The sequence below is a fragment of the Caballeronia sp. Sq4a genome, assembly GCF_023170545.1.
GTDB lineage: Bacteria > Pseudomonadota > Gammaproteobacteria > Burkholderiales > Burkholderiaceae > Caballeronia.
Map to the genome: position 1 here is coordinate 248,789 of NZ_CP084253.1, position 18,162 is coordinate 266,950.

Genomic DNA, 18,162 nt, shown 5'->3' on the forward strand with positions numbered 1-18,162 from the left:
AGCCACGCGAGCCATGCCGTCGCGCGATGGATCGGGCGTTCACGCGTCGGCATGACACAGCCTCAGGAACTGATGCAGCGCGTCGATCGGCGAATCGGCGGAAACACGCATCGAATGCGTCGCGACGCCGGCCGATTCGAAGTCCGTGCCGAACTGCGCGCGCAGGTTTTCCTCGATGCGCAGCAGATAACCCGCGACCGCGCTTTCGCCGGAGAGCGGCATCAGCGTGAGCACGACGCGCTGTGTCGGCGTGACGATGGGCCATTGCGCATCCAGCGAGCGCCGCAGCCGCAGCACGTGTTCGTGCAGCGAGACGCCGAACTCGCTGGCATCGAAGACGAGCGCGACGAGCGACGACTCCACGCCCGTATCGCGCAACAGACGCACGAGGCGCGCGTAATCCAGCGCGAAGTCGTACGGACAGCGGGGAAACGCCTGCAACACCGAACGGCTGATCTCGGCGTGGCGCACGCTATCCGCGTAATAGCCGCCGAGCACGAGCAGGAACTGAAGGTTGTCGCGGGTCATCGCGAGAAACGGCATGCGCTCGACGACGAGCAGCGCGACGTGCCGGCCGCCTGCATCGAGGAGCGGCGCGACGGCGCGGTATCGCGTGCTCGCTTCCGCGCCCGCCACACCCGAGGCCGAGCTGGATTCCGGATGCGTGAGCGCGAGCGTTTCGCGCGCCTCGGCGACGAGCGGATCGGCGAGATCGAGCGCGAACGGCTCGCCGACGCTCGCGACCGGCGTCGTCTGCACCGTGTTGCCGTTCCAGACGAAGAGGCTCGCGGTTTCCAGCTGACACGCCTGCGCGGCCGTCTTCAGAAAGCGCGCCGCGCCGATGAGCGGGCCGTCGTCCTCGTCGTTGAGCGCGAGCGTGCGCAGGCGGGCGAGCGAATCGCGCAGCGTGGCGGGGCGCGCGAGCACGTCCTGTTCGAGCCGTTCATGCGACAGGCGCAGCAGGAACTGGTTCTTCGTGAGAATGGAGAGACGCTCGGCGAGATAGTCGTTGGCGATGCGCGCCTGCCGCTGTCGGCCGATCCAGATATCGCCGAACTGGCCGCATAGAAGCGTCAGCACGAATCCGCCGAAGAAGAAGCTGCCGGGAAAGACAGCGTGCGGGTGCGGCGGGCCGGCTGCGTCCGACACATACCACGCGAGCAGCAGCATGAGCGCGCTCGCCATGCCGGCGAGCGTGCCGTAGCGCAGAGCGAAGACGACCGGCAGGAGCCACACCCAGCCGAAGCCCGTGCGCAACAGCAGCGGATCGGCGGGATCGATGAACCAGCAGACGCCGGCCATGACGACGGTCGCGACGGCGACTTCCATCGCGATGAACGCCGCCCGCCTGCCGGAAATACCCGAAGGCGCGATGACGCGCGCCCACGGCATGTCGCGCGAGACCGACTGCCCGCTTTGCGCCGCGCGTTGCCGTCGCGGGCGCGCCGCGCCGCCCGGCTTGGCCGATGCCTGCGGTTTGCCGTCGACGGTACCCATGGCGTTACTTCGTCAACGCGCCGAGCAGCTCTTTCTCGAGCTTTTGCGCCACGCCCGAGAGCGCGTCGCGGCTCCAGCCGGTGCGGCTGCCCGCCGCGCTCCAGACGACCTTGCCGCTCGCGACATCGACGACATCGAAGGTCAGGCCCACGGCGGGCTCGCCATCCACGCCGACCTTGTAGCGCCATTCCGTCACCGTGCCGGTCAACGCATAGCGCACGTTCTGCGAGCGCGCCCACGCGAGCGCTTTCGTGTCGATGCCGGGCTTCGCGGTATCGAAGAGCGTCTCCTCGTCGCCGCTATCCGGATAGCGCGTGAGCGCCACGCCGCCCGACGTCAGCAGACTCTGCGCGATGGCCGACGCGCGCAGTCCCGCCTGCGGCGTTTCCGTGCGATTGGTGATCGGCAGCACGGTCCAGCTTGCGTTCTTGTCGAGCGCGGCGCTTGCGTTGTCGCTGCGATCCACCACCGCGCAGGCGTTCAACGCGAGCGCGACCCACACGCTGCTCAACAGGCCCGCCCATCGTTCGAATTGTCGTGTCGTTTTCATGTGTGCTCCGCTTGCCTCGTTTTCGATGCCCGTGACGCGACCGCGGCTAATACAGCCAGCGATAGCGCACGCCGTACTCCGTGAAAGCCTGCGTGCGGCCGGACGTGACGCCGGCGTGCTCGTAATACATCGTCGCCTGATCGTTGCCGAAGACGCTGCCCGCCAGTCCCACGCGCACCTGCGCCGTCCAGCCCTGATTCGAATCGTGAATCGGCCCGGCGGCGAAGAACGGCCGCCACGCCCGCGTGTAGCCTTCTTCCAGATCGTCGCCGAACGAAAACAGCAGGCCTTCCTGCGTGAAGGTCTGCGGCATGAACTGCTGCGCGATGAGCGGCGCGCCCGCGGGCAACAGACGCGCGAGTTGTCCGCCCGGATTGCCCGACGCGCTGTACTGCCCGTGCGTGAGCACGGCGCGAACGGTGTAGTCCGGATAATCGACGCGCAGCTTGTAGCCCGCGTTGAAGTCCGCGACGGCGCCGGTGCCGAGGAACGACTTGTCCTGTCCGTAGAAACGCGCATATTCCACGCGCCCGCCCGCGAACACATGCGGGTCCGGCCGATAATTCACGCCCACGCTCGCCAGATGCTTCACGCCGCCGACGATCAGCTGGCTCGTTTCGGTCGCCATCTGATTGAAGCCGAGCGCGTAGTTGAAGCTCAGGTTCTGCTGCTCAAAAAGCGTGCCGTCGAGGCGGAAGGTGGTGAAGTCGTCGAGCGCGTTGCGCCGGCCGACTCTCACGCGCTCGGTGTCGTCGAGTCCGAGATGCCGCCACGCGAGCGACAACTGGCGGTCGTGGCGCGGCACGTTCGGCAAAGACGCGTCGCCGTGCTGATTGCGCTCGGCGTAATCGAGCGCGAGCGATTGCGTCGGCGAAAGCCGCAAGCCCGCGCCGATGCCCGCCTCCGTATACGACAGCCCGCCTTGCTCCACCACGCGAAAGCGCGGCGCGATGGCCTGCGCGTTGCGCAGCAACTGCTCGCGCAGAATCTGATTGACGATTTCGTCGTCGGGCAGCGCGAACTGCTGCTCGTACGCATGCGTCTGCACGTCGCCAAAACGTCCGGTCGTCGCTTCGGCGTCGAGGCGATTCTGGCGCGGAATCCAGTCGGCTTCGGTATCGAGCAGGCGATTGAGCGTCGCGCGGTCGTGCTCGGCCAGCGCGATGGTCACCTCCGCATACACGGGACGCGTCGCGCTGTCGATGTACTGGCGCAGCAGCCAGAGGCTTTCGGCGTCGTAGGCGTCGTGCGATTGCAGCCAGCCGAGCGCGGCCTCGCGCGCCACCGCTGAGTACACGCGCCGCCGCTTGTCGTCGCGATGCGCGACGCTTTGCATCGCGTCGCCGGTGGAGGCGAACGGCGGTTGCGCAGGTTCTTCGTCCGCATGATCGCCGCCATCGGCGCGCAGCAGTTCGATCAGCACTTGCCGCGACGCGTCGCCGCCCGCGAACTGGTCCGTGAGGCCGACCATGCGCGCGCGCAGGTCTTCGCGCTGCTCGTCGTCGAGCGTCACCGGCTGTTTGCCTTCCGCGCGCTGCGCCATCTGCTTTTTCCACACGGCGTTGCGCACGCGCCAGGCATCGTCGATGCGGCCGTTCAATTCCAGCGCGTCCGCATAGCCGAGCGCCCACAGCGGGTCGTCGCGGCGCAAGGCGGCTTCCTTGTGCATCATGGAGAGCGCGCCGCGTGCGTCGCCCAGACGCAGATACGACGCCGCGTACGGCGCCCAGAGCGTGCTGTCGCGCTCGGCGTCGCGGGCGTGGCGGGCGAGCGTCGCGCGCAGTTCCGCGTTGCTGCCGCGTTCGTTGAGCGCCCAGATGAGCGCGGCGCGGGCCTCGTCGTCGCCCGGAGCAAGCGCGGCGGCCGCGCGCGTGTCGGCGAGCGCGCCGTCGGGATCGCCCGCGCGACGCAGGTATTGCGCGCGAGCGAGCAAGAAGCGCGGCGAGCGCTCGGCCGCGGCGAGCGAGGCCGGATCGAGCGAGGCGAGCAACGCGCGGATGCGACCCGTCGCGCGCGCCCGCAGATAGTCGTAGACGGCGAGTTCCAGCAGGCGCTCGTTGCCCGTCTTGCGATACGCGAACTCCGCGATGCGTCCCGCTTCGAGCGGCTGATTGTCGTACAGCGACACCATCGCGGAGAGATCGTCGGGCGTCGCGACGCCCGCCTGCACGAGCTTGCCGTAGCCTTCGCGCGCCTTGCCTTCCTGCTGATCCACCGTCGCGAGCATCGCATAGAAGCGCCAGAAGTCGGCATCCGATGCGGGAGCGTCGCGCTTTGCGGAATCGAGCACGGCGAGGGAGCGGTCGAACTGCGTGCGCGTGTAGTACATCAGGCTCAGTTTCAGCGCGTATGCCGGATCGGGTCCGAACTCGCGCATCAGGCGCTCGTAGGTCGCGATGGCGAGGTCGTCGTCGCCCTTGCGTTCGGCGAGCCGGGCGTAGCGTTCCAGTACCGGCCGACGATAGGCGCCGTTCGCGCGGGCTTGCAGGAAGCGCAGGGCGGCGTCGGGATCGGCCTGCGCTTCGTACGCGCTCACCACGCGGTCGAGCTGTTTCATGTCGCCCGGCGCGCGGTCCGCTTCGTGGATGGCGGCGGCGAGCATCGCGTCGTTGTCGCCGAGCGCGGGCGCGAGGCGCTCGACCTGCTTCCAGTCGCGCTCGTCGTTGCGCGTGCGGGCGAGCGCGAGATAGTTGGCGAGCGCGACATCGGGCGCGTGGTTCCACTCGGCGACCTGCGCGAGCCGCTCGCGCCATTCGGTCGATGCGGGGTCGCGCTTCACCGCGTCCTGCGCGACGCGCTGCGCGCTCGCGAGATCGCCGTTGGCCAGGAACACTTTGAAGCCGAGTTCGTAGTCCGACGCTTCGATGGGCGCGGACGGTTCCTGATTTGCTATGCGGAGGATCGAGAAGGCGTCGCGGGCGCGGAGGACGGCGGGCATCGCGTGGGCGCGGCCGGTCATGCAGGCGCGTGTGCACAGAAACGGCGCTTGCGATGCAGCGGTCTTAGGCTTTGTTGCGTTCGTCGTGTTTCTTGCTGCGCTTATCGCAGGCGCTGCGCTCACCACGTAGCTTGCGCGCACTGCGCTTTCCGCGCTCGCCGCGCTCGCCGCCTTCACCACGGTCGCAGCGTTCGCGGCGTTGCCCGCCGTTCCCGCCTTCACCACGCTCGCCATGCTTACCGCGCCCGCCGGATTTACCGTGCGCGCAGCGTTAGACGCGATCACTGCATTCTCTATGCTCTTCGCGTTCACTACGCTCCGAGCGCTCCCTGCGCTCGCGGCACTCCCCGCGATCGCCGCGTTCTCGACAGTCCCCGCGTTCGCCGCGCTTGCCACGCCCGCTGGGATTGCCGCGGGCGCAGCGCTCCCCTCAATCGCTGCGTCTTCTTTGCTGTTCGCGTTCGCTACCCTCGTAGCGCTAACTGCGCTCGCGGCACTGGCCGCGCTCCCGACAGTCCTCGCGTTCACCACGCTCGCCATGCTCACGGCGCCCGCCGGGACTACAACGGGCGAAGCCTTCGACGCGTACACCGCATTCTCCGCGCTCGCCGCGCTGCTCACCCCCTCGCGCGACAGCCCCGCTTCGCGCCCCCGACGCCACCCCGCGAGCCTCGGCCCGCCGTCGCGACGCTCGCGCGACGACATGTCGAGCAGGCGTCGCGCGTAGCGGTCCGCGATATCCGGCCGGCCCGCCGAGAGCGCGAGCCGCGTCAGATAGCGCAGCGTCTCCCGGTCGCGCGCGAGCGAACCGAGATGCGCGTCGGCGGCGGCCAACGCATCGGCGGGACGGTTGGCCGACTGCAACGCCTGCAACGCCGACAGGAAGAGGCGTCGCTCGTCCTCGCGCGTCGCGGCGTGAGCCTGCGCCGCGAAGAACGCATCGGCGGCACCGGCGTAGTCGCTCGCGGCGAGCTTCAGTCGCGCGCCCTCTGCGAGCCAGCGCGGCGCCTGCGCCGGCTCCATCCGCGCGAGCCGCTCGTAGTACTGCCCGGCGAGCGCGCTGTCGTTCAACGCGCGCGCCTTCTTCGCGAAGGTTTGCATCTGCGCCGCATCCCACGGCTTGTCGAGCGCCTCGGCGAGCAGGGCATCGAGTTCGGCAAGCCGCGTCGCGCGGGCCGGATCGCCCGGCTTCAGCGCATACGCCTGCGTCTCGGCGAGGTTGATGCGCGTGCGCAACGCGCTCGACTGCGCCTGCGGATCGGACGAAACGGACAGGCGGCGCAGCATCTTCTGCGCGTCCGCGATGCGCTGCGCTTTCAGATACTCCTGCGTCAGCTCGGTCAGCACTTCGGCGTTGTCCGGCTCGATGCGCAGCCACGCTTCGAGATACGCGACGGTCAGCGTATCGACCTGGCGGCCTTCCAGCAGCCGCTCTTCGAGCCGCTCGCGAGGAAACGCGAGCACGAGCATGAGCCCGACCAGCAGCCCGAAAGCCGCGACGACGAACGGCGAGAAAAGCCGCTGGCGGTCAGGTTGCGCAGACGACATCGACATGAACGGAATTCGTTGCGTGAGCAGGGCCGGACGGGGAATACACGCGCCGCCCCTGAGACATGCCGGGCGCGAGCGGGCGGCCATCCGCCTTCACGATACAGGCGTTCGCGCGCGCCTCGCCGCCGATGGCGAAGCGCGGCGCGGCGTGCGACGCGAGATCGAACGAGAAGCCTCGCGGCGTGCGCGCGAAGTGATCGATCACGCCGTTGGCTTCCGCGAGATACGGCATCTTCGCGGCGCGCGCGGCATCGATCACGCGAAAGCGGGCGTCGGCACCCGTCAGATGCACATACACGCCGCCCGGTCCCGGCAGATAGCCCGCCACGCCCTCGGCACTCGCGAGATCGGGCGCGCGTCCCTCGGGCAGCCGCACGGTGCGCAGCGCGCCGCTGCCGTGAATGCGCCAGAAGTCGCCATCGCGCGAAATGTTCATGCGCTCGAAGTCGAGCACCTTTTGCGCGTATTCGGAGACGTAGACAGGCATCAGCGGTTGCGCCGACAGCGTGCGATACACGTCCGACAACGCCTTCACCGACGCGTACTTGGTGCCCGAGAACATGTGGTAATAGACATCGACCGGCTTGAAGCGGATAGGGCGCTCGGTCATGTCGAAGGTTTCCAGCACGCGTTCGTAACCGTAGTACGGACCTTGCCAGAGCGCGGTGTACGCCTCCTCGTTCTGATTCGGCGCGAACACCTGGAAGAAGCCGTTCTTGTCCACGCCGAGCGGCGCAATGGCGGCCCAGCTCGGATAGCGTTTCGTGATGAGCGTGTCCCCGCCGTTTATGTTGTAGACGCCCGCGTTGTCCGCTGCCTCGATGACCGGGGCGGGCACCTGACAGTCGCCGCTCCACAGCAGCACTTTCACGCGCTTGCCGGCGGGCGCGAGCCGGTCGATATAGCGGATCGACCCGCCGATCTCGCGATCGGTGTCGTAGCGGTAGCCGGGAATGTCGATGGACAGGCCGTTGTAGTTCGCGCGGCTGCCGCCCTCGGCCGTGTCGGTGTCGCCGCCGGACTTGCCGAGGCCGGTCACGCGCATCCACTGCAACGGATGCGTGTACGTGTGGCTCGCCATCTCGACGTTCGGCAGCGCGAAGATGTCCCGCGCGATCGCGCGCAGGCGCGGCGCATCCTTTGGATACGGGCCGTCGTCGGAGATCTCGCCTTCGATGACGGACACGGTCGTTGGCAGGCCGAACTGACGGATGACCTTGTAGAGCGCATCGCCGGAATACTGCGGCGGGGCGGATGTCGAGACCTTCATCGGGCCGCCGTTCACGTCGAATTCGGCGCGCGAGGCGAGGCCGTCGCCGTCGATATGCGTCATCAGAAGACGCCGGCCGTTCTCCGTCGTGGGATCGGGCGCGGGCATGTCGTCGGGCAGGCGCAGCGCCGCGCGAAAGAAGCGTATCGGTTGCAGCACCCAGCGCGCTTCGTTCGCCATCGGCATGTCGAACACGGCGAACGGGCGCATCGCGTAGCCGCCCCACGGCGTGATCGCGGCGGCGTCGATCGCGAAGTCGTTGCCCGCATCCGCCGATGCGAGCCTGAGCAGCGAATGGCTGCGCGGGCCGGCGCGCACGTTGGTCGTGTCGTGCGGATCGGGCTGCGGCTTCATCTCGAAGCCCATCATCGACGCGTCCATCGACTCGACGCGCAAACGATTGCCCGGCCGGCCCGCGACGGGCACGAGATCGAGCTTTTGCGCGAGGTCGCCCTGAATGTCGATGCCGAATGTCGTCAGCATCGCGACGGGCACGTGATGATCGACCTGCGTTTCGAGCCAGTCGTGAAACGCCGTGCGATCCGGCGCGGGCGAGTCCAGCCACATGACGATGCCGGCGTACCGGCTCGACAAGTCGCCCTCGGGCAGCGGCTTCGCGATATCCGCGAACTCGACGCGGTAGCCGAGCCAGTTGAGCGGCATCGACACGTAACGCACGCCGGCGGTCACGTTGAGGCTCGCGCCGGGCTGCACGTTCTGCACGACGAGGATCGTGCGCGGGACGTCGCGCCGGGCGGCGATATCGGATGCGGACAGCGCGGTGGAAAGCGGCGCGGCGGACAACGGCGCGGCGACCTCGCTCGTGACCGAAGGCGCGCGTGCCGGGCCGGCACCAACGGTCAACAAAGCGCTGTCGGTGACATACGGAACGATGCCTTGCGCGGTGATGTTGCGGATCGCGCCGTTGGTGCAGGCGCGGTCCGCGGGCGGGCAGTAGTCGATCGACAGCACCGGCAGGCCGTATCGCTCGCGCAGCGTCCGGGCTTGAGCCAGCAGCCAGTCGCGTTCCGCTTCGGGGACCGCGACGTAACGCTTCCTTGCCTGATCCCACCCGCGATACAGCGATTCGAACGCGACTGCATAGGCCAGATCGTGCACGTCGGGCATCAGTTCGAAGCCGCGGTTGAAGATGAGCCGCGCCTCGGGATAACGCGCCTTCAGCGTGCGAATGACGGCGACGAGTCCTGTTTGCTGGCGGGAACGCTCGGCGTCGGTCGTGGCGATAATCTGGTACGAGTCCAGCGTGTCCAGAAAGAAGCCGCGATAGCCCTTGTCCCACAACGGCGCGATGACGTGCTGAACGAAGAACTGCGGCCATCCGGGCGCGGTCTGGTCGATGACGCGCGACGCCCACGCCGCATTGCTGCCCTTGAGCCACGCCGGCGGCATGTCCTTGAAGTACGCGCGCGAGGGCGTCACTTCGCCGACGCTCACATAGGCGAGCCACTTCGACGAGCCGGAAGCCGGCGCGTGCGCGGCGGGATCGAAGCCGCTGTCCGGTTCGACGACGACGTGATCGAACGAAGCGAGCTGCCCGACCGGCACCGGCGCGCCATAGAACAATGCGATGGAAGGCGGGGACGTCGAGTCATCCGCGCGCGCGCAGGCGAACGTCAACGAAGCGGCTACGAGTGCCGCCATCTTGCGCCAGAGGCCGCGTCGCACGCCAACGCTTGCCTCGCGCATTATGCAGGGCAGGGGCCGGCCCGGTCGGCGGCTCCTTGTATTGCAACGGGCTCGGAGTGAATGTGCGTTGGTTTCATATCGCTCGGGCCTTCACGGTTTGCATGGAGTCCTGTTCAATGTGTCACGAGGGCGGCGCACTGCAAGCACGGTCGGCGTCGCACAGATATCGCAGTAACGGAGCGAGTTTGTCCGCGTCCGTCGGCTTGGCGCAGTAAGCATCGAAACCGGCTTGCCTCGCTGCCTGCAGATCGCTCGGTGTCGAAAGCGCCGAATGGCCGACGAGTACCGGTTGCGCAAGCGTGGCCGATGCGCGCAGGCTGGCGGCGACCTGCAATCCCGACAAATCGGGCATCCAGATATCCAGCAGCACGATGTCGGGCCGCCAGCGTTCCGATGCCTCGATGGCCTGCTGGCCACTATAAACGACTTCGGTCGGAAAGCCATCGAGGGCCAGCACCATCCCGATGGCGTCGGCCGTATCGACATAGTCGTCGACGACAAGCACGCGAGGCGGCAGCGCGCCATGACATCGGCGGCGCGTCCAGATCGCACACTTGGGAGAAACTTCAAAGTCATCGCGCATTACGCCGCGGCCCATATGTGCGAAAGCCGCGTCTGTCCGGCACGCGGCTCGTGGTTTAAGCCCGCATGGCTGCGGGGCTGCGGCTAGCGCTGGTCCTTCTTGATGTCTTCCTTCACGTCGCCGTACTGCTTGCGGGCTTCGCCTACGCCCTGCTGCACCTGGCCCTTCACTTCCTGGCTGGTGTCGCCTGTCATGTTGCCGACGGCTTCGTTGACGTTCCCCTTCACCTTCTCGGCGGTACCCTTGACCTGGTCCTTGTTCATGGTGTTTCTCCTATCGGTTACGTGGGGGTGACCACGCTTTTGTATGAGCAAGGATCGGGCCTGTTGTTCGTGATGCCCAAAAGCCCGAGCATTACAGGGCTCGGGGCTCTCCAAGCCGGTGGAAACCCGCGCTTTTCGCGGCGAATTCGGGCAATTCTTGCAAGCAGAGGCTGCGTTCGCGCGAGCGAACCGTTGGCCTCATCGACGAGGACTGAGCCGGTGGACGACATCCGCAAGGGCCTGCAAATTGAACGGCTTCGCAAGACACGCGTCGCATCCGGCCTCTTGCGCGAACGCTTCTTCCTGCGTGACGGGACGGCCCGTCAGCGCCGCAATGGGAATCGCCGCGCACAAGGGCAGCTTCCTGAGCGCGCTGACGAGCCGATAGCCGTCCATGTCCGGCAGGCCGACATCCGTAACGACGAGATCGAACTGCATTTCCGACGCCCTTTGCAGCGCATCGGCCGCGTTCGCCGACGAAACGACGTGCGCGTCGTAGAGCGACAGAAGGTCGGCCATCGCGGTCAGCGACTCTTCCGAGTCCTCGATGAGCAGAATGCGCAAGTCCTTGAACACGGTGAGATCGGCGGGCATGTCGCCGGCCTGCCGGTGGGCGAACGACGCATCGGCGGGAAGCGACACCACGAAGCGCGTGCCGCGTCCTTCGCCATCCGAGAACGCCTCGGCGTTGCCGCCGTGCAGTTGCGCCAGTTGCCGCACGAGCGACAGGCCGATGCCCAGTCCGCCGGGCCGCGCGCGGTAGGGCACGTTGGGCGTCTGCTGGAACATGTCGAAGATGGACGTGATCGCGGCAGGCGCGATGCCGCAGCCGGTATCCATCACGTGCAGCCGCACGATATCGTCGCGCTGTTCGAGCGTCACGGTGACACACCCGCCTCGCGGCGTGAACTTGAGCGCGTTGCTCAGAAGGTTCCAGGCGATCTGCTCGACGCGGATCGCATCGCCGCGAATCAGCATCGGCGACTCGGCGAGCGAAAGCCTCAGGTCGATGCCGCCTTCGTCGAAATCGCGCTGCATCGCATCGGTGACCGAGCGGACGATGGCCGCCACGTCGGTCGGGGCGAAGCGCAACGAGAGCTTGCCCGTCTGGATGCGCGAGAAGTCGAGCAGGTCGTCAATGATCTGCGCCTGCGCGAGCACCGACTTCTGAATGGCATCCGACACTTCCTGAACGCGGCCGATATGACGCGCTTCCGGAATGCGCGCGAGAATCTCCGCCTTCATGTGAATGAGATTGAGCGGATTCTTGAGCTCGTGCGACAGCACCGCGATGAACTCGTCCTTCAGGCGGCTCAACTTGCGTATCTCGATGTTGTTCGCGCGCTCCTGCTCGATCACGTTGTCCTTGCGGCCTTCGGCGAGGCGGCGCTGGGTCGCGTCGTGAACGATCTTCGCATAGCCGGAAAAGCCCGATGCGTCGATGCGGCTCAAAAAGCCGCTGCAAAACACAGGCGTGCCGCGTTTGGTGGCGTGCCAGCGTTCGTCCTCGGCGCGCCCGCGCTCGCGCGCCTTCCTGCGTTCGCGCGCGGGCACGCCGTCGGCGAGGTCCTCCGGCGTGAAGATGGGGTCCAGATGCTTGCCGACCATTTCCGCGCTGTCGAATCCGAAAATGCGCGTGGCCCCGACGTTCCAGCTCACGATGGTGCCGTCCTCGTCCATCACGATGATCGCGCAGTCATGCGTGCCGTGCGCCGCGAGCCTCAGCTTCTCTTCGCTCGCTTGCGCCTGATCCTGCGCGGCCTTCTGTTCCGTGATGTCGATGAGCGCGAGCACCGCGCCGTCGATGCGGTCGTCGTCGGTGCGGTAAGGCAGCACGCGGGCAAGCAGCGTGCGGCCGTCCTTGCTCTTGACCTCTTTCTCCGAACGCTTCAACTGTTCGAACGCCTCGCGAAGGTCCTTGAGCATGTCCGGATAATCGAGCTGGTGCGTCAAATGTTCGAGCGGCCGTCCCTGATCGATCGGACGGATGTTGAAGAACGAATCGGCAGGCGCCGTGTAGCGCTTGATTCTCAGCGTCCGGTCGACGAACACGGTCGCCACGCCGACGAGCGCGATCAGATTCTGGAGGTCGTCGCTGACGCGCGACGATTCCTGCACCTTCGACATCAATTCGGCGTTGACCGTCAGGAGTTCCTCGTTAAGCGACTGCAATTCTTCACGGCTCGCTTCCAGTTCTTCAGTCGCCGAACGCAGTTCCTCGTTCATCGCCTGAAGTTCCTCGTTGGAGGCTCGCAACTGCTCGCTCGAGGACTGCTGATGATCGATCGACGTGCGCAGCCGTTCTTCGCTTCCTTCGAGCGCCTGTCTCAGCGAGTCCAGCGTGTCCACGCCTGTCGACGCGCGCGGCGTATCCGTCGCGTCGCCGGGCGAGGCGAAGTCGCAGATCACCGACACGAGCTGCTGCCGGTACGCGAAATCGCGATACGGCCGCAGCGAGAGATCCGCCTGGATCTCGCCCGCCGCGGTCACGAAGGGAACGGAGCGCTCGTCTTCGCGCTGCTTGCCGGCGATGCAACGCTCTGCCGCCTGCCGCACGCGCTCCTCGGCATCCCGGCGCACGATGTCGAAGAGGTTCGTCACGCGCGTGTGCCGGACGCTTTCGGTGAACGTGTCGGCGCGCGCCGAGCGATGCACGATGGTGCCGTCGGCGCGCATCACGATGACGGCGGGGCCGAACATGTCGAGCGCGCGCGCCTGGCTCGGTAGGCGCGGATCGACGCGGTGCACGTCCGTCGCATCGTGGAAGAAGGTCTGACCGCGGAAAGCGTGGCCTGCGCTTTCGTCCTTGTCGGCGAGCAGTCCGCTCGTGGCCGTGGCGACCGGCTCCGCCGAGGTGGGCCGCGCGCGGTAGATCCGCCTTTGTTTGTCGATGGGGCGGAACAGTTCCTGTGCGAAGTCGGCCGATTCGGCGGTGCCGAGAAAAAGGAAGCCTTCATGCGGACGCAACGCGTAGAAGAAGGTGTCGAGCACCTGTTTTTGCGCGCGGCGTTCCATGTAGATGAGCACGTTGCGGCACGAGACCAGATCGATGCGCGAGAACGGCGGATCGCGCAACAGGTTGTGAGCGGCGAAGATCACCGTATCCCGCAGGGACTTCACGAGCCGGTAGCGGTTGCCGTCTCGCGTGAAATACTGGCTGAGGCGGGCCGGGCCGACGTCGTTCTCGATGGCGAGCGGATAACTTGCCGAACGGGCGACCGCGATGGCGCGCTCGTCGATATCGCTCGCATAGACGGTCACTTGAACGCGATGCGGCAAACGGCGGACGGCTTCGTCGAGGAGAATCGCGATCGAGAAAGCCTCTTCGCCCGTCGCGCACGCCGGAACCCACGCGCGCACCTTGTCGCGGCCGTGAAGCGTGTGCATTAGGTCGGGAATGATCGTGTTTTCGAGCGCGGCGAAGGCGTCCGCGTCGCGAAAAAAATTCGTGACGCCGATGAGAAGGTCGGCGAGCAGCTTCGGCGTTTCTTCGCTATGCCGCGCAAGATAGTCGCGATACGCGGCCGCGGTCGCGAGTCCGTTCACCTGCATGCGGCGCTCGATGCGTCGCACGATGGTGCCGCGCTTGTAGCTCGCGAAATCATGCCGGGTCCGCGCGCGCAGCAGATCGAGGACGTCGTTGATGGCGTCGATCCGCGCGTCCGGCATGAGGTCGTCCTGCGCGGACTCGTCGTCTGACGGCGCGGGCAGTTCGATCTTCTTCGCGTTCAGCGAAAGCGCGAGCACCTTCGGGATGATTTCGTCGAGCGGCAGGACCAGGTCGACATCGCCGGTGCCGATGGCGCTGCGCGGCATTTCGCCGTACTCCGCTTCGTCCGGTTGCTGCGCGATGGTGACGCCGCCGCGCTCGCGCACGCGCGAGATGCCGACCGAGCCGTCCGCGCCCGATCCCGAGAGCACGACCGCGAACGCGCGCGAGCCGTGCGCGTCGGCCAGGCTGCGGAAGAAGACGTCGATGGACGTCGGCGGCGTGCGCGGCAGGTCCGGCTCGCTCAGGCGCAGGTGGCCGTCAATCATCGAAAGAAACTTGCCGGGCGGGATGACATAGACCGTGTCCGGCTCCAGAAGGACCGGTTGGTTCACCTGGCGCACGCGCAAGGGCGTCACGCGCTGAATGACTTCGTGCGCATGGCTCGCATGATTCGGCGACAAATGCAGCACGACCACGAAAGCCACGCCGGGCGACGCGGGCGCCGCCTCGAAGAGCCGCAACAGCGCCTGAACGCCACCGGCCGACGCGCCGATTCCCACGACCGAGAAGTCGAGGCCCGAGCCTTTCGGGTGGTCTGTTGCCTTTGCTTCCATTGTCTGGCCTCCGCACTGACCGGGCACCGGCCGGCTTCGTTACTGTGCTATGTATGGGGCGGATACGCAACGACATTGCGCGAAGCGGACGCTGACGGCGTCGGCGTGCAGTGCTTTGCGGTCAGTTGCAGCCGGTGACGGGCGAAGTGATCGGGCGATGGGCGTCTAAGCGGCGCGCATGACGCGATGACAGGTTCGGTGCTGTCGAGGCGGTGTCTACCATGTTGTTATTGTGGGCATGTTCCGGGGGAGTCTGCGCTGCGCTGGAATCGATCTTATGCGCTCGCATGGCCGCTGGGTGGCGGGTTGTAACGCGCCTCTGTCGGCTCCGGACCAGTGCGCGAGTCGCAGTTGCTGCGACGCTGCATGCCGCCGCCCACGTGCGCCGATGCTGCGCTCACGCTGGAGACGCCGCACCGCTGCGCCGCGGATAACGCCAGCGCAGGCGGCTCGCGGCTTTTCGCTTATTGCGTCGTCGTGGTCGAGCCGGTCGAGCCGCTCGACCCCGTGGAGCCGTCGCCCGAGGCGTGCGCTTTCTTGCTCTTCGAGTGCTTGCGCGTCGCGTGCTTGCCCGTCGGGCCGGCCGGCGAGCCGGTTTCACCGTTGCCGTTCGGCGTTCCGACGCCGACGCCGCCCTGGCCCGCGCCGTTGCCGCCCGGCAGGCCGCCGCCCGAACCTTGCGCGAACGCGCCGCTCGATACGGCCAGCACCAGTGCGGAAACGAGAATGCTCATCTTTGCCGTCTTCATAGGTCCTCTCGGAAATAGGATGGTCACCCGCAGGAAGTCATGCAGGCCGGTGCCGTGTAATGCAATCCTTGTGCCGCAGCGCGGCGGCTTGCGCGTCGCGTCGTGCACATCGGCGAAAACGCGCTATCGGCTCGCCCATTCACTCGCGGTCTCGGCCGCGAAGTCGCGATACGACCGCGGCGCACGCCCGAGGAGCGACGTCATGCGCTCGATCTGCTGCGGCGTCGCGACCGCGCCGTCCGCCAAGTAACGCTGCATCATCAGACGCATGTCGAACGCGAGCCATGCGGGTGCTGCGCCCTTGAGCCGCGCTTCGAGCGCGTCGATGTCGTCGCCGCCGTAGCGAACGGGCCGCGCGAGCGCGTCGCTCCAGGCCGCCGTCACGAAGTCCGCGTTCACCGCGTCCGGGCCGACGAGTTCGTACAGCTCGCGCGGCAGCGGCTCGCTCGCTTCTTCGCGGCGCAATAACTCGCGTGCCGCGGCATCGCCGATGTCGCGTACATCGACCATCGAAATGCCTTTCGCGCCGATGGGCATGGCATAGACGCCTTGCGTCATGAGCGGCTCTTTCTGGCGGACGTCGTTCTGCATGAAGTACGCGGGGCGCAGAATGGTCGCGGGCAGGCCGGACTGCTCGATCATTCTTTCCGCCGCGAACTTGCTCGTGAAGTGGGGCACGTCCGCGTATTCCATCGCCTTGAACACCGACAAATAGACGATGCCTTTTACGCCCGTATCGCGCGCGATGCACAGCGCCTGAATGGCTTGCGTCAATTCGTCGGGCGCGTTCGGCGCGAGCAGAAACAGCGTGCTCACGTCTTTCAGCGCGTCGCGCAAGCCGTCGATGTCGGACAGCTCGCCACGCACCGCCACGACGCCTTCGGGCAACCGCGCCTTCTCGGGCGTACGCGTCAATGCACGCACTTGCGCGCCGCTCGCCTTGAGATGATCGAGTATCTGACTGCCGACGACGCCGGTGCTGCCTGTGACGAGAATGGTCATATTCGGTTTCCGTGAAGGGTCGAGGAACGCCCATCCGTCGTGCGGAGGGCGCAGGCCATGATCGTCGCCGATCACGAGGACGATGGTATGACAAGCCGCAAGGGCGATGTCAGGCTCGATAGTATGTCGGGCCGCGTGAGTTCTTGCCGGAAGCGCAGGGCAGGAGAGTGTGATTGCGGGGAATTGGGGAAAGCATGCTTGGCAGATGCCGCGCGATCGTCGCAGCAGCGCGCACGCCACCGCGACGATCGCGCTTTCATGCGAGTCAGTCGCCTCGATCACCGTTCCGGTCGCCGTTGCCGCGCAATAGCAAGGACAGGTCGATGGCGTTGGCCATCGCCACATAGCCGGCGTCGTTCGGATGCAGATGGTCGCCGCTGTCGTACACGGCCTGCATGTCGTTGGGATGCGCCGGATCGCGCAGCACCGCATCGAAATCGACCACTGCGTCGAATGCGCCGCTCGTGCGAATCCAGTGGTTCACCGCATGACGGATGGCTTCTTTTTGCGGCGTCCAGTAGCCTTCGTTGGCGGTGCCTTGCAGCGCGTTGCGGAAGGGCGTCAGCGTGCCGCCGATGATCTTGATGCCGCGCAGGTGCGTACGCGCGATGATCTGCCGGTATCCGTCGATGATCTCTCCCGCCGACACGACGCGGCCCGATGGGTCCAGCGCGGTGTTCGGCCAGCCGATATCGTTGATGCCTTCGAGGAACACGACCCATTTGACGTCCGACTGACTCAGCACGTCGCGGTCGTACCGCGCGAGCGCGCTCACGCCTGCGCCGTCGCTCACCACGCGATTGCCGCTGATGCCCTGATTCAGCACCGCGTAGCCGCGCCGCGGCCCCGCGCTGTTGAGGCGCGCGGAGAGATTGTCGGGCCAGCGGCGGTTCGCATCCACGGTCGACGCAAAGCCGTCCGTGATCGAATCGCCGAAGGTGACGACCGCGCGCGTCGGGCGATCCGTATCCGTTAGGATCGCAGATAAAAAGAAGCGATTGGTGTATTTGTGAGGAGACGGCTGGTCGGGCGCGGCGGTGTTGTCGCCGCTCGACACATAAGCGTTCTGCACGGCGAGCTGATGCACGGTATAGGCGGGCGTGGCGTCGGGCAGGAAGAAGCTGATCGCGACATCCGACAAAGGCGCGAGCCGCATCTCGATGGGATCGCTCAGAATCGGCGCGCCCGCATACAGCGTCACCGTGGTCTTGCCGCCGAACGTCAGCGTGCGGTCGGTGTTGGGCGCGATCTTCGCGCCGCCGGCCGATAGCGCGATATGGACCGGGCCCACGGTCACGGGCGCGGTCCCGAACTCGTTGCTGAGCCTCACGCGCACGCGATCGCCGCCGACGCTCACATGCTCGATCTGACGAATGGTGGTCGCGGCGGGGAAGTTCTGCGGCGTCGTGATGTTGTTGTTGCGATCCGGACTGGCGGTCCAGGTGGCGACCCAGCCGTCTCGTGCTTCGGCATCCGGTCTGTCCGCCGATGCCAGTGGCGCGACGAGCATCAACAAGGTCGCACTGCATGCAGCCAGCGCACGGCTGGAGGCCCGTGTAAAGAATCTGTCCACCATGTGTCCCTCCGTATTCGTTCGTGTTAATTACATCAGGAAAACGAAGTAAATATGGACCACACATCGGCCGATGTCACTATCGTTTACCCGCGACGATAAAAGACCTGAGGGTCGAAGGAACAGGCATTTTTTTCCGCGAAGCCCATGTCG

Annotated in this window: 10 protein-coding genes; all 10 read right to left on the bottom strand. The window is 66.7% G+C overall.

Features of this window, described 5'->3' with window-relative positions; translation table 11 throughout:
- Positions 1-39: 39 nt before the first annotated feature.
- Entirely contained in the window at positions 40-1,497 is a 1,458-nt protein-coding gene (locus LDZ24_RS25635) for a PelD GGDEF domain-containing protein (protein ID WP_248324684.1), read from the bottom strand.
- A 4-nt stretch (positions 1,498-1,501) separates the two neighbouring features.
- On the bottom strand, positions 1,502-2,047 hold the full coding sequence (locus LDZ24_RS25640) for a penicillin-binding protein activator LpoB (protein ID WP_248324685.1): 546 nt from the start codon (positions 2,045-2,047) through the stop codon (positions 1,502-1,504).
- Positions 2,048-2,093: 46 nt separating this feature from the next.
- Positions 2,094-6,539 (bottom strand): tetratricopeptide repeat protein, encoded by a 4,446-nt coding sequence (locus tag LDZ24_RS25645; protein ID WP_248324686.1) that lies wholly within the window; start codon positions 6,537-6,539, stop codon positions 2,094-2,096.
- Positions 6,514-9,468, bottom strand: a complete 2,955-nt coding sequence (locus LDZ24_RS25650; RefSeq protein WP_248324687.1) for a bifunctional glycoside hydrolase 114/ polysaccharide deacetylase family protein — start codon at positions 9,466-9,468, stop codon at positions 6,514-6,516. Before LDZ24_RS25650 ends, LDZ24_RS25645 begins: the two co-directional genes overlap by 26 nt.
- A 166-nt stretch (positions 9,469-9,634) precedes the next feature.
- A complete protein-coding gene (locus tag LDZ24_RS25655) occupies positions 9,635-10,018 on the bottom strand; it encodes a response regulator (RefSeq protein WP_248324688.1) in 384 nt (127 codons plus the stop codon).
- Between the two features lie 161 nt (positions 10,019-10,179).
- Positions 10,180-10,359 carry a CsbD family protein gene (locus LDZ24_RS25660; protein WP_248324689.1) on the bottom strand — a complete coding sequence of 60 codons (180 nt, stop codon included), beginning with the start codon at positions 10,357-10,359 and terminating at the stop codon, positions 10,180-10,182.
- 198 nt (positions 10,360-10,557) lie between these two features.
- A complete protein-coding gene (locus LDZ24_RS25665) occupies positions 10,558-14,685 on the bottom strand; it encodes a chemotaxis protein CheB (RefSeq protein ID WP_248324690.1) in 4,128 nt (1,375 codons plus the stop codon).
- A gap of 464 nt (positions 14,686-15,149) precedes the next feature.
- Complete coding sequence (locus tag LDZ24_RS25670) at positions 15,150-15,434, bottom strand: hypothetical protein (RefSeq protein WP_248324691.1); 285 nt, start codon at positions 15,432-15,434, stop codon at positions 15,150-15,152.
- A 123-nt stretch (positions 15,435-15,557) separates the two neighbouring features.
- Complete coding sequence (locus tag LDZ24_RS25675) at positions 15,558-16,436, bottom strand: NmrA family NAD(P)-binding protein (RefSeq protein WP_248324692.1); 879 nt, start codon at positions 16,434-16,436, stop codon at positions 15,558-15,560.
- A 265-nt stretch (positions 16,437-16,701) separates the two neighbouring features.
- Positions 16,702-18,012: an SGNH/GDSL hydrolase family protein gene (locus LDZ24_RS25680; protein WP_248324693.1), complete on the bottom strand. Its 1,311-nt coding sequence runs from the start codon at positions 18,010-18,012 to the stop codon at positions 16,702-16,704.
- Positions 18,013-18,162 lie beyond the last annotated feature (150 nt).